Genomic DNA, 12,990 nt, shown 5'->3' with positions numbered 1-12,990 from the left:
AAAGAAATGGAGTATTTTGAATGGAATTAAAAAACAGAACTTTGTCCAATTTTGCAGAACTTGTAGAAACAGGTGAATGTAAAAAATTCCGCGGTCGTCTGAAGACAGGCATCGACCTTGGTACTGCCAATACCGTTCTTGCCGTTGTCGACCGGAATAACCGTCCCATAGCCGGAATTTCCGCACCATCCCATGCGATCCAGGATGGAGTGATCGTCAATTACTATGAATCTGTCCAGCTTGTGACAAAGCTTAAAAATGAGCTGGAGGAAAGGCTTGGCACAGAACTTACTTACGGTGCTGCTGCCATCCCTCCGGGAGTTTCTGAAGGCAGTGTCAAAAGCATCGGCTATGTTCTGGAGGGTGCCGGTTTCGAGGTTACAAATATCGTGGACGAGCCTACTGCCGCAGCTGCTGTCCTTAAGATCACAGACGGTGCTGTTGTGGATGTGGGTGGCGGCACAACCGGTATCAGCATCCTGAAAGACGGAAAAGTTATCTACACCGATGATGAGGCTACTGGCGGCAGCCATATGACCATGACAGTCGCCGGTCACTATAAGATTCCTTATGAGGAAGCCGAAGTATTGAAAACTACTCCGGAAAAAGAAGACGAAATTTTCCCTGTGATCAAGGCCACTGTAGAAAAAATGGCTGTGATCACCGAGAAATTTCTAAAGGGCTATCAGGTTCCGGCTGTTTATGTAGTTGGCGGTTCTTCCATGTTTAAGGAATTTACTACCGTTTTTGAAAAGAGGCTGAAGCTTCCGGTATACCGTCCGGTCCATCCGCTTCTTGTTACGCCCCTTGGCATCGCATATCACTGTGAGCTGCCAAAAATCTAAGCTCTTCCCGGTCTGGTCCTACGATTCTCCAGAAGGCAAACAACCTCCACTGAATCGGTGAGTGGGAACATATCAACCGGCTGCATCTTCTTTACCAGGTAATCTCTCTTAGTAAGGCAGGCAAGATCTCTTGCCAGGGTTTCCGGGTTGCAGGATACATAAACAATTTTTTCCGGTGAAAGAGTCAAAAGGGAGTGAAGGAATTTACGGTCACTTCCGGAACGTGGCGGATCCATGAGAACAACCTCCACCTTCTCTCCCTCTGCTGCCATTCCTTCCATAAACCATCCTGCATCTCCCGGAACAAAACGAACATTACGGATCTTGTTTTCCCTGGCATTCATTCTGGCATCACGGATAGCATCACGGTTCAGTTCTACACCAATGACATCCCTGGCATTCCCGGAAGCGATGATCCCGATAGTACCTGTGCCGCAGTAAGCATCGATCACCCTCTCTTTTCCTGTCATTGCCGCAAACTCCATAGCCTTTCCGTAAAGTACTTCTGTCTGCACAGGATTTACCTGATAAAAAGAAGATGGAGAAATACGGAAGGTCAGTCCCATAAGTCGATCTTTGATGAATCCCGGTCCGTAAAGTACGATATTGCGGTCTCCAAGTACCATGCTTGTCTGTCTGTCATTGACATTGAGAACCACCGTAGTGATCTCCGGATGCTCTTTACGGAGAGCTTTTACAAAGTTATTCTTAGATGGAAATATTGGAGAAACCGTAACTAATACCACCATAATCTCTCCTGTGGAAAAGCCTCTCCGCACAAGCACATGGCGGAGAAGTCCATATCCTGTATCCTCATCATAGGTCTTGATCTTAAAGGATTTCAGCATACCACGTATGGTACGGATGATCTCCTGACTTTTTTTATCTTCGATCATACAGTCATCTACGGAAACGATCCTATGACTCTTCTCCTCATAAATCCCGGAAATTACGTTTCCCTTCCGGTCACGGCCAAAAGCTGCATGAACTTTGTTTCTGTAATAATAAGGATCTTCCATTCCAATGATCGGCTCTACTTTTCCGAATTTTTTCAGAAGGCCTTCTGTAATTCTCTGTTTCCTGCGAAGCTGCTCCTGATAGGATACACCCTGATAACGGCAACCGCCGCATTTCTTCGCAACTGAACAGACAGTCTCTTTCTGTTCCATTTTTATCTCTCCTCTTTTATGGGCACAAAAAAGATGTTCCCAGTTATTTTCACTGAGAACATCTTATCAGACCTTTTCTTTTTTTACAAGAAAATCCTTGGCCTACTCCTGATATGGCTCATTAAATACAAGAATATGTCTCTTCACATTCTCGTAAGTACCCTGGACCATAGCCTCATTGAGGTCAAAGAAATTATGCTTGTCTGTTGATTCCATATATTTCTCCACATGAGCTGTCAGGCTGTTAAAGCTTGCTGTGGCAATATTCACCTTACGGATGCCAAGAGAGATCGCCTTCTGGAAATCTTTATCAGTGATGCCACTGCCGCCATGAAGAACCAGCGGAATATCCACTTTCTCATGGATCTTCTCCAATACATCAAAAGCAAGCGTCGGCGCTACCGGATAATTACCATGGGCATTCCCGATGGCAACTGCAAGCGCATCAATACCTGTCTCTCTTGCGTAAACGACCGCATCATCCGGATCTGTGCAGCGGATACCGTGGTCACAACTTCCATCCTCACTTCCGCCCACAAGTCCCAGCTCAGCCTCAACTGTAGCGCCGTATTTACGTGCTTTCTCCACAACGGCCTTTACTCTGGCGATGTTTTCCTCAAAAGGAAGCGTAGAAGCATCCAGCATAACCGATGTAAAGCCAAGCTCCAGAGCCTTGTCAACCGTCTCAAAAGTAAGACCATGATCCAGATGGACAGCCACATCCACCTTAGCCTCCTTTGCAGCCTGTACCATCATCGGTCCCATCAGGTGAAGCGGAGAATTTTTCAAACGCACCTCCGCGATCTGAAGGATGATCGGAGTATCCAGTTCTTCTGCTGCACGGATCGCACCTCTTACCATTTCCATATTACCAACACTGAAAGCACCGCAGCCAATATTTTTCTCTTCGGCACGTCTCAGCAGATCTTTCATTTTCACAAGTGCCATGATTCGGCCCTCCTGTCCCGTTTATCGTACACTGTTTGCATCTTCTTACAGAAAAAAGCGGTGTCAAAGCACTACTGGCTGATACCGCTTTTTCTATGCAAAGCGGACATCTTTATTCCGCTTAACTGTACATCAGCATGCACCTATTTCCCTGTCGTAATTATAAGCCTGTCTTCTCAGCAATGAATTTTCTTGCACGGATCGCATACTCAAGTGGATTAGCCTTAGCCGGATCCTGCTCAGCCTCAACAACCATATATCCCTCGTAGCCTGCATCCTCGAGAACCTTGAAGATCGGATCATAGTTGATGCATCCATCTCCCGGAATCGTGAAGGCACCGGCTCTTACGCCTGCAAGGAAGCTCATGTTTTCTTTCTTAACCTGCTCAACAACTTCCGGACGGATATCCTTCAGATGAACATGTTTGATCCTGTGAACATATTTCTTTACAACCTCAAGAGGATCCTCTCCACAGTATGTAAAGTGACCGGTATCAAAAAGAAGACTTACATATTCAGGATCTGTATTCTCCATCATACGGTCAACCTCAGCAAGGCTCTGTACAACAGTACCCATATGATGATGGAAAGTAAGAGCAATACCATACTCCTCTTTTGCAATCTTACCAAGCTTGTTCATGCCTGTGCAGAAGGTATCCCACTCTTCGTCATTCATCTCATATTTATGTCCGAAAACCGGAGTATCCATCTGGCCCTGAACACTGTGGCTCTGCTCAGATGCGCCGATCACTTTCGCACCCATAGCTTTCAGGAAAGTAAGCTGTGCACGGAACTCCTTCTCAACCTCCTCAAACGGTTTGGTGATCAGGAAGCTTGAGAACCACTGGTTACAGATCTCAACACCACGAAGCTCAAGAGCCTTCTTAAGAACCTCAGGATCCTTCGGATACTTGTTACCCACCTCGGAGCCTGTGAAACCGGCAAGAGCCATCTCACTGACGCACTGCTCAAAAGTATTCTCTTTGCCAAGATCCGGCATATCATCATTTGTCCATGCAATTGGTGCAATACCAAGCTTTACTTTATTCTTATCAAACATTGGTCAATTCTCCTTTTTTATTTGAATTATTCCATAATCTCAGAAATCTTAACCGGTCTGTGCTCCTCGCTGGATTTCTTAGCTGCAAGACCCATTAATACCGGCTTCAGACCATCATAAACATTAAGAGGTGTCTCTTTGTCATTAACGATCGCATCAATAAATGCTGCAACCTCTTTACCATAAGCGTCCATGTATCTCTCAAGGAAGAAGAACATCGGCTTCTCACCTGTAACACCCTCAGCATTGCTGATCACTGTGGAAGACTGGCTGTCATTGGAAATAGCAGCCATACCATCAGAACCGAAAACCTCGGCTCTCTGATCATAGCCATAGGAAGCTCTTCTGCAGTTATCGATAACAGCAATAGCACCATTCTCCATCTGAAGAGTGATAACAGCTGTATCAACATCCCCAGCCTCACCAATAGCCGGATCAACCAGATTTGCGCTCTGAACATAAACCTCTGTAGCATCGCAGCCTGCAAGATAACGAACCATATCGAAATCATGAATTGTCATATCCAAGAACATGCCACCGGAAACCTTAACATAATCAATGCTAGGCGGCTCAGGATCGCGGGAAGTGATCTTGATGATCTCCGGTTTACCAACCTTACCAGCTGCAACAGCCTGCTGAAGAGACTCAAAGTTATGGTCAAATCTTCTGTTAAAACCAACCTGATATTTCAGATTTGTGCCTTCAAGAGCATCGATAACCTCTTTGATCTTGGCAATGTCATGATCGATCGGTTTCTCACAGAAAACATGCTTGCCAGCCTTGATAGCCTCTACAGAAATCGGAGAATGAGTATCTGTAGAAGAACAGATCAGAACTGCGGAAATCTCAGGGTCGTTGATGATCTCCTTATAATCCTTAGTCGTGTGCTCAACACCCATGCTCTTAGCCCATGCAGCAGTCTCATCATTTAAGAAAGGATCTGCAACCGTCTTGATCACCGCATCCGGCACCCTTGTTGTAATACTAGTAATATGAACTCTACCAATTCTACCTGCTCCGATAATACCAACTTTAATCATAGTTTTGATCTCCTTTTGATTTATTTTCCCAATGTAATCTCTTTGCGTGTCCGAACACGCTCTTTATGCTTAATATAATATCATCGCAACACACAAATCGCAACCCCTAATATTGTACAATATTACCATCTTTTTTCTATTAAAAATGACGAGAACTATTTTTAGCCACAATATGTAATATTTTTAGGTCAACTTCACCGAAAATATCTCCAACACATTCCCATACAATCACCCTAATCATCCCACACACCACCCCCTTCAAGCATCCTGCACAGCATCACAGCTTACATCCCTTCAAGCATCCAGCGCAGCGCCGATGCCCAAACTCTCCCTGCAAACAGGCGCAAACTCAGCCCTTGCAGTCGTCCAGCGCAGCGCTGACGACCCACAACCTATCGTCAAACGACATTTTTTCTCGCTGGAAGCACCAGCCGCGGAAGGGGATGCTGTCTGGCTCTGCTTCTGCAGGAGGGGAGCTGATTCTTGGACGGCGGGAATCTGCGTTGTTTTTCAAAAGTCCGCTGTCTGAGCGGCAGCAGGCCGCGAGTTCGGACTTTTGAAAAACGCTTTTAGCAGATTTCCGGCGTCCTAGAAGCCAGCCCCCGACGAAGCCGCAGACCAGACAGCATCCCCTTCCGCGGCGTCCCTCCGCACAAAAAAAGGAGACACCCCACTTCAGTGTCTCCCCTCCGGAATCGTATACTCATTCCTTATATATATTTCCGTAAAAATCTTCGCCCTCTCCGGCGCTTCCCCATTAAACAGCAGCCGGAACAAAATCATCACCGGCTCATACCCCTGTATCCTGGCATCCTGCCCGATCAGGAAATGAATAAATCCTTCCCTCATCAGCTCATAATTCCGCCCCATAAAATCATTGGCAACCATCTTCACCTGACCAGCTTTCCCCGCTCCGGCAATTGCCTCACACACCCCCTCCTCCCCATGAGAAGTAAGATATATCCCGTCAAGATCCGGAACATCCTTAAATATCCCTTCCGTAATCTCCCTGGCCCTGCCATTCTCCTCAAAGCAATACTCCGGCCCAATGATCTCAATCCCAGGATACTTCCGCGCAATTTCCTCACGGAATCCAACCACCCTGCTGCTCAGAGAAGTATTGGTACTATAGCCGGAAATCACAGCAACCTTTCCTTTTCCACCGATCAGCTCCCCCATAAGCCCCGCAGCCGCACGGCCACACTGCACACCGTTCTGCCCTACAAAGCAAAGTCGTTTCGTATCCTCCACATCCGAAGTAAACGTCACCACCGGGATCCGAAATTCCTCCACAAACCGGTCAATTTCCCTTTTCACACGTTCCTCATCCAAAGGAACCATGGCAATACCACTAACCTCTTCCATCCGCATCTTCTCCATAGCGAGAATAACATCCTCCGCATTCTGATGCTCGATCTTATGGACCAGGACTGTACCACCAAGATTATCCACCTCAGCGCACGCCTCCTGGATTCCCTTCAGAACTTCTTTCATAAAAGGTGTTTCCGCACCCTGCAGGATCACGCCGATCTTAATATTATTTCTGCTCATGGATAGAGCACGGCCCAGTTGATTCGGCTTATACCCCATCTCATCAGCGATGGCACGGATCCTCTCAGCAACCTCCGGACGGATCCTGCCCCTGTTATTTAACGCTCTGTCAACAGTACCTCTGGAAACACCGGCAGCTTCCGCGATCTGCCTTATAGTAACTCCCATACTAAGCACCTCTTTCTATGATAATCCGGATTCTTTTCTGTATTCCGCAGGACTTAAGCCCGTAAACTTCTTAAATGTCTTGGAAAAATAATGATAATCTCCAAAACCGGAACGCAATGCCACATCCTTCACTTTACAGTTCGTCTCTGAAAGAAGCTTCTTTGCACAGTCGATCCGAAGCTCCTGCACATAATTGGAAAAACCGATCTTCATCTCCTGTTTGAAAAGATAACTGAGATAAGCAGGATTCACCTCCGCCGCATCTGCTACATCCTGAAGGCTGATCGGCGCTTCATAATGTTCCCGGATAAACTCCAGAGCTTTTTTCACAGCAGCAGAGATCCCCTCCGGAACAGCATCCTCTTCCCCCACAAAAAGCTGTGAAATACAGGCACTGCCCTTTTCCCTGAATTTCTCAAAGCTTTCAATATCTCCATACCAGATGGGCTCTTTCTCAATTCCGGCTGTCTGATTCAATTTCTTAAGCCACTGTACCAGAAGTCTTCCGTCGGTATAACGATCCTGACAGTCAGCGAGAACCTGTGTCCAAAGCTCCTCCGCTTTCTTTCGGTCTTTCCCTGCCTTCAGCCTGGAAATCTGCCCTTCCAGCTTCTCAGCACTTTCCGGTAAAACACTGTCCGCTTTCTTCCGTCCTTCAAAATAAAGGATCTCTTTTTTCTCATAAAAATGCAGCTTCATCATTTCTCTGGCCTGCTGATAAGCCTGGCGGATCCCATCCTCTCCCATGCAGACACTGCTGACACTGATACCAAAATCACAAAGATCCTCCTGACAGTGCCGGTAGCAGATCGCTGCTGCCTCAGTCAGTCTCTGCTGCATAGCCGATGTCCTGCAGTCTCCGGAAAGATCAAGAAAACAGCAAAAAATCCCTGCGCCAAGATAGACCACTTCCGTAAATTCACTTTCTGTCCCAAGAAGCTCCTCCGTACGTTCCAGCAGTCTGTGACGGAAATGATGGGAATACTGTTCCACTTCCAGCGGCGTCCATTGTCTTTCCCTCTCTGCCCAGTTCTCCATAAACATACAGATCACAGCACTGTTAAAATATTTCCCGGCGATTCCGGCTTCCACACGCTTTTCCTCACGTGCCTGATTTTTCAGCATCCCCGAGATCAGTCCGTTAAAAAAATAATACTTCAGAGCGTGACTTCCCAGATGGATCAGCTTTCTCGTCCGTGCCTGTTCCTGACTTTTTTCTCTGCGCTTCTCGATCAGCCGGGCTGATTTTTCCAGAGTATCATAAAGACTATCCTCGTCCAGACTGTTCTTTAATACATATTCATCCGCCCCAAGGCGCATGGCCTCTTTTACATATTCAAAATCATCATGACAGCTGAGCACGATAATATAGATATCCCTGTTTTCCTCACGGATCTTTCTGATCAGCTCAATTCCATCCATCACAGGCATGGTAAGATCCGTCACAAGAACATCGATTTTTTCTTTCTGAAGGAATCCATAAGCTTCCTCCCCGTCTTCTGCATCATCCACGATCTCATATCCTGCTTTTTCCCAGGAATCCAGGGTTTTGAGATAGCTCCTTACAAGAAAATCATCATCTGCCACCAGTGTTCTGTACATTAATTTTTTCTCCCTTCTTCAGGCATATCATAGATCGCAGGCAGAAATACCGTGACCTCCGTACCGTTTCCACTGCTTACGTATTCCATTCCTCCCTGTGTCCCGTAATAAAGCTCCAGGCGTTCTTTTACATTTGGAATCCCCACTGCGGAAAGTCCGTTTGTTTTTTTTGCATGACTGTTAAAAAGATCTCGGATCTGCTCTTTTGTCATTCCTCTGCCGTTATCCTTTACTATGAGGATCAGCTTTCCTTCACTTACGTTTCCGCTGATCCAGATTTTTCCTGTTTGTCGTTTGATGTCGATCCCGTGAAGAAGAGCATTCTCCACAAGCGGCTGAAGGATCAGTCTTGGAATATAGCACCGGTATGCTTCCTCAGAGATCTCATATTTCACCTGAAAGCTTCCCTGATAGCGAAAATCCTGCAGATGGATATAATTTTTCAGTATATGGATCTCATCGGCAACAGAAAGGAAGCTTCCCTTTTTGTTGATACTGGCCTGCAGAAGCTCCACGAAATCTCCAATAAGCCCCGCCAGCTCTTTTTCCCCTTTCAGAAATGCCGCAAATTTGATGGAGTTCAATGTATTATACATAAAATGCGGTGTGATCTGATACTGCAGTGCTTCCAGCTCTGCATCTTTTTTCTGCTGTTCCTCTTCGATCACCTGGGCGATCAGAGCTTCGATATAATCCAGCATGTGGTTGAATTCTTTTCCGAGGGTTCCGATTTCATCAGCAGTAGTCACTTCTGTACGGAGGCTCAAATCTCCCTCACCAACCTTCTCAACCGTGCCAGTCATGGATCTGAGCGGTCCGCAGACTACTCTGGAGAGCCACAGTGCCAGCAGCACAGCTGCCACAAAAACTGCACCAAATATTCCGATCAGAAAGAGCCGCATCCGGGAAAGTCCGCTTAAAACTTCTTTTTTCGGTACCTCCAGATATAAGCCGCAGTCTGAAAAGCTACCTCTGCTGAAAAAAGAGATCACACCGTTTTTTTCTGCATAGCCTTCCATTTTTGGAACATTCTGGTCTGTAATCTCCGGAAATGTTTTTCCAATGTCACTGTAGTCTCCGGATGTCACGATTTCATCATTTCTGTCTACCAGAACTATTCTGGTGATCTTTTCATCATTGACAGCTTCCAGATATTCGTAATAAATTGCCCGTTCCCTGATGTCTGCGACAACATACCCCAGAATCTCTCCGTTATCATCCTCTACCTTCTGGATCACAGAAAGAAAGCTGCCGCCTTCATGGATCGGAGATTCCACAAGAACCGGAAAGGAATCCAGTTCCTGTATTTTTTCCAATTCCTCGATATGTTCTCCTGAAATCCCCTGCTTGTTTACCGGAAATTCCTCAGAAGTCACAGCCATTTTTTTGTCTGGAAAGACAAAGTAAAGGGAGTTGATATCTTTATATTCCCGACTGTGTTCCCGGAGAAGCCCGGCCATATTTTCCAGGCTGTTTTCATTTCCTGTACAGCTGTAGTCCTTCGCATTATTCCGTATATCTGTATCCCAGGCAGTTCTCGTATTCACATAATAAATCTCTTTCAGGGATTCGTCCAGATCTTTTATAGTCTGCTGCATCCGTCCATACAGGATACCTGAATAATTTTCTTCGATCATCCCTGCTGCCCGAAAATAAAATACCACCGTAAGAGAACAGGCAGTAAACATGGTTACTGTCAGGATCGCCAGTAATATCTTTGCCCGGATACTTTTTAACATAGAACTCCTCCCTTCCGTAAAGCGGATATATGCCTCTCTATGCTATATGCCCATAAACGCAGGAAACAGCAGGAGTATCCTACCCCTGCCTGATTTCCTGTTTGCGGTTGAATATATGTTTTACAATAAAATATTTATAACTGTCCGTGTGCCTCGCGCTCGGTAAGCTCCTGCATGATCGCCGGATACATTTTGTCAAGCTTATATCCGAAAAGCGTTACAATGATCACTGCTGCAATGAGGATCGGTCCAAATTTATAAAGAGAAACGATCATCTCCAGTGCTGTTTCCGGCTGTGCAGTTATTCCTGCAGATGAGCTTACATATCCGGAACTGCTTAAAAGACCTGTGATCACTGCGGAGGCAAGACCTGCGCCAACTTTTGTTCCGATGGAGCCGCCTGCAAAGATCAGACTTTCCTGACGGATATGGTTTTTCCACTGTCCGAACTCTACTACATCACCAACCATACTGAATACAACTGCGTTCAGTGGAGCAAGTCCGATGGCACGTGTGACACAGCTCATAACCATGAAGCCGAAGCTGTATGGATTCAGGAAAAACAGAATCTGGCCGCCAAGTGCAACAAATCCACCGACAAATGCGATATTTCTTTTTCCGAATTTCTTGATCAACGGTGAGCAGATGAAGATTCCCACTACCAGAACCAGGGTTTCTGTAAGGAACAGTGCGCTGTACATCCATGTATCATTGTTGAAAATATATTTACAGTAGTACGGAAGAATGGTTCCTGTGATCGTAAAGGATACACTCTGTACTGTCCACAGAAGCATTACTGCCCAGAAATACTGATTTGCAAAAAGTGCCTTCAGCATTGTCGGAATCGGAAGCTTCTCATCTTTCTTTCTTGCTTCGATCTGAACCTTTTCCTCACATTTGAAGAAGCAGAGAAGCAGAAGTGCAAGTGCAAGCACTGCCCATACACTCATAACCTTGATCCATGCAGCCTGATCATTTCCAAGAAGCTTTACAAGCGGCAGTGTACAGGTTGCTGCAACGATCTTTCCGATAGGTGACAGTCCCATTCTCAATACACTGAGTTTATCTCTCTCTGATGATTCGCGGATCATCATTGAAGAAAGGCTTCCATATGGAAGATTGATCGCTGTATAGCATATGGTCGTACAGAAGTTATAGGTTACAAAGAGATACAGAAACTGAAGCATCCCTGTTGTACGCGGCACTGTGAAAAGCAGTACTGCTGACAGCGCAAACGGAATGCTCATCCACAGAAGCCAGGGTCTTGATTTTCCCCATTTGGAATTGGTCCTCTCTACAATGACACCCATGACCAAATCGGAAAATCCATCAAAGCATCTGGAAAGTAACATTACCAGTCCTACTGTTGCTGCGCTTATCCCTACATAATCTGTGTAAAACAGCGTCAGCAGTGTTCCGATCATTCCGAACACGATATTACATCCTACATCTCCTCCAGCATAACACAGCCCTGTTGATACCGAAAGTTTTTTCTTCTCCATCTTATTATCCCGCCCTTTCATTTCTTTTCGTTTTTTTTATTTTCGCTTTCCTTTTGATGATTCTATTTTATCGAAAATACGGGATTATCATAGTATGAGAAATTTTAGTTTTTTCGGTATTATTTTTACCTGACTGTTAAATCTGTACCAAAGTTTTTCTGCTTCTGATATCTCTACATCCTTCTTTTGTCCTATTTTTATGTTTTGTGTTTTATTTTTGGATACCAGCCTGACTTTTTACCGAATCAGTCAATGCCTCTGCCGGATTGTAAAAAATAATAAGCAGCGGATGGAAACCTGCTTGTATCAGGGATGAGAATGTCCGTCATCCTTCATATATGTATCAATATTTTCTTCGGTAAGCACCTGGGAATCCAGAATCTCATCTTCTCCTGTTCCCTCTCCCTCCAGATCCTTCACAATATACCGGATGGTTTCATAACCGATCTGATAACCGGACTGCGCGCCAAGCGCCACAATACGCCCATCCTGAACCGCTTTCAAGGCATCTTCCTGAGCATCTACGGAAACAATAGAAATCTCCCGTCCTTCAGTTGCCTCTGAAAGCCCCAGGGCCGTCACTGCACTTGTGGCCATGATTCCGTTAAGATCCGGATACTTCACCAGGATCTCATCCACATCCTTCTGGGAAACCCGCATATTGCTGTATCCGTTCCGAACCATTTCAATGGTGATCCCAGGCTCTTTTTCCATATATTTTTCAAATCCGGCAACACGCATCCGGTGTCCAGCCTGCTTAAAATCACCGGCGATCACGCCAATCTTTCCTTTATGATCCAGAGCCTTTGCAAGCTGCTCGCCCAGCTCATAGCCTAGTTTTTCATTGTCAATTCCAATATAAGGAATTTCTGAATCCTCTATGGGAGTATCACAGGCATATACAGAAATCCCCTTTTCTCTTGCGAAATTTAAATAATCTTCGCATTCATAGGAATCTATAGGAGAAACTGCCATCGCCTGGATATCGGTTTTCAGAAGATCCCGGATCATATTTTTCTGAACCTCTTCTTCTGTTTCGGAATCCGGGGACAGAATCACCACATCTGCATGATATTTTTCTGCCGCATCTTTCATTCCGTCGCAGACAGACAACCAATATTCACTGCTTTTAGATTTTGTAACAACACCGATCGTTACCTGCTCTTCTTCTGTTTTCTTTGCAGAAGACCCGCATCCGGAAAGGCTGCAAACTCCTATGACTGCCACCAGAATACAGATATACTTTTTTCTCATGAAGAATATGCCTCCTTTTCTTTTGCAGCTATATTTGCCACAGGAAAAAAGACTCCGGAGCCTTTTTCTCCGGTCCGGAGTCTTTTCCTATCTGGCAATGCAGGGTTTACAT

Annotated in this window: 10 protein-coding genes; 1 reads left to right on the top strand and 9 read right to left on the bottom strand. The window is 45.6% G+C overall.

Annotation, left to right across the window (positions count from 1 at the left end; genetic code table 11):
- Positions 1-20 precede the first annotated feature (20 nt).
- On the top strand, positions 21-845 hold the full coding sequence (gene eutJ, locus AB5026_RS13585) for an ethanolamine utilization protein EutJ (RefSeq protein ID WP_015524418.1): 825 nt from the start codon (positions 21-23) through the stop codon (positions 843-845).
- Here the strand turns inward: eutJ and rlmD are convergent.
- The 9 genes from rlmD to AB5026_RS13540 all read right to left on the bottom strand — a co-directional run bounded on the left by rlmD (position 842) and on the right by AB5026_RS13540 (position 12,878).
- Positions 842-2,014: a 23S rRNA (uracil(1939)-C(5))-methyltransferase RlmD gene (rlmD, locus tag AB5026_RS13580; protein WP_059085471.1), complete on the bottom strand. Its 1,173-nt coding sequence runs from the start codon at positions 2,012-2,014 to the stop codon at positions 842-844. The genes eutJ and rlmD overlap by 4 nt on opposite strands.
- A gap of 102 nt (positions 2,015-2,116) precedes the next feature.
- Positions 2,117-2,962 carry a class II fructose-bisphosphate aldolase gene (locus tag AB5026_RS13575; RefSeq protein WP_278603325.1) on the bottom strand — a complete coding sequence of 282 codons (846 nt, stop codon included), beginning with the start codon at positions 2,960-2,962 and terminating at the stop codon, positions 2,117-2,119.
- 160 nt (positions 2,963-3,122) lie between these two features.
- A complete protein-coding gene (gene iolE, locus AB5026_RS13570; RefSeq protein ID WP_118513334.1) occupies positions 3,123-4,022 on the bottom strand; it encodes a myo-inosose-2 dehydratase in 900 nt (299 codons plus the stop codon).
- A gap of 26 nt (positions 4,023-4,048) precedes the next feature.
- Positions 4,049-5,062, bottom strand: a complete 1,014-nt coding sequence (gene iolG, locus AB5026_RS13565) for an inositol 2-dehydrogenase (protein WP_015524414.1) — start codon at positions 5,060-5,062, stop codon at positions 4,049-4,051.
- Between the two features lie 675 nt (positions 5,063-5,737).
- Positions 5,738-6,781 (bottom strand): LacI family DNA-binding transcriptional regulator, encoded by a 1,044-nt coding sequence (locus tag AB5026_RS13560; RefSeq protein WP_302369764.1) that lies wholly within the window; start codon positions 6,779-6,781, stop codon positions 5,738-5,740.
- A gap of 15 nt (positions 6,782-6,796) precedes the next feature.
- Entirely contained in the window at positions 6,797-8,383 is a 1,587-nt protein-coding gene (locus AB5026_RS13555) for a response regulator (RefSeq protein ID WP_368213490.1), read from the bottom strand.
- The gene (locus tag AB5026_RS13550; RefSeq protein ID WP_092070451.1) at positions 8,383-10,122 is read right to left on the bottom strand and encodes a sensor histidine kinase; all 1,740 of its coding nucleotides are present in this window, start codon (positions 10,120-10,122) and stop codon (positions 8,383-8,385) included. Before AB5026_RS13550 ends, AB5026_RS13555 begins: the two co-directional genes overlap by 1 nt.
- Before the next feature lie 134 nt (positions 10,123-10,256).
- The gene (locus tag AB5026_RS13545) at positions 10,257-11,645 is read right to left on the bottom strand and encodes a glycoside-pentoside-hexuronide (GPH):cation symporter (RefSeq protein WP_147603454.1); all 1,389 of its coding nucleotides are present in this window, start codon (positions 11,643-11,645) and stop codon (positions 10,257-10,259) included.
- A 285-nt stretch (positions 11,646-11,930) separates the two neighbouring features.
- Positions 11,931-12,878: a substrate-binding domain-containing protein gene (locus tag AB5026_RS13540; RefSeq protein ID WP_015524409.1), complete on the bottom strand. Its 948-nt coding sequence runs from the start codon at positions 12,876-12,878 to the stop codon at positions 11,931-11,933.
- Positions 12,879-12,990 lie beyond the last annotated feature (112 nt).

This window comes from Blautia sp. RTP21359st1_E11_RTP21359_211015 (assembly GCF_040910705.1).
GTDB classification, from domain to species: Bacteria; Bacillota; Clostridia; order Lachnospirales; family Lachnospiraceae; genus Blautia_A; species Blautia_A fusiformis.
Note: the sequence above shows the minus strand (reverse complement) of the source record. Positions and strands in the feature narration are given on the sequence as shown.

Coding starts and splice junctions, on each gene's coding strand:
- eutJ (WP_015524418.1), top strand. CDS start 21: ATGGAATTAAAAAACAGAACTTTGTCCAATTTTGCAGAACTTGTAGAA.
- iolG (WP_015524414.1), bottom strand. CDS start 5,062: ATGATTAAAGTTGGTATTATCGGAGCAGGTAGAATTGGTAGAGTTCAT.
- AB5026_RS13540 (WP_015524409.1), bottom strand. CDS start 12,878: ATGAGAAAAAAGTATATCTGTATTCTGGTGGCAGTCATAGGAGTTTGC.
- AB5026_RS13575 (WP_278603325.1), bottom strand. CDS start 2,962: ATGGCACTTGTGAAAATGAAAGATCTGCTGAGACGTGCCGAAGAGAAA.
- AB5026_RS13550 (WP_092070451.1), bottom strand. CDS start 10,122: ATGTTAAAAAGTATCCGGGCAAAGATATTACTGGCGATCCTGACAGTA.
- AB5026_RS13560 (WP_302369764.1), bottom strand. CDS start 6,781: ATGGGAGTTACTATAAGGCAGATCGCGGAAGCTGCCGGTGTTTCCAGA.
- AB5026_RS13555 (WP_368213490.1), bottom strand. CDS start 8,383: ATGTACAGAACACTGGTGGCAGATGATGATTTTCTTGTAAGGAGCTAT.
- rlmD (WP_059085471.1), bottom strand. CDS start 2,014: ATGGAACAGAAAGAGACTGTCTGTTCAGTTGCGAAGAAATGCGGCGGT.
- iolE (WP_118513334.1), bottom strand. CDS start 4,022: ATGTTTGATAAGAATAAAGTAAAGCTTGGTATTGCACCAATTGCATGG.
- AB5026_RS13545 (WP_147603454.1), bottom strand. CDS start 11,645: ATGAAAGGGCGGGATAATAAGATGGAGAAGAAAAAACTTTCGGTATCA.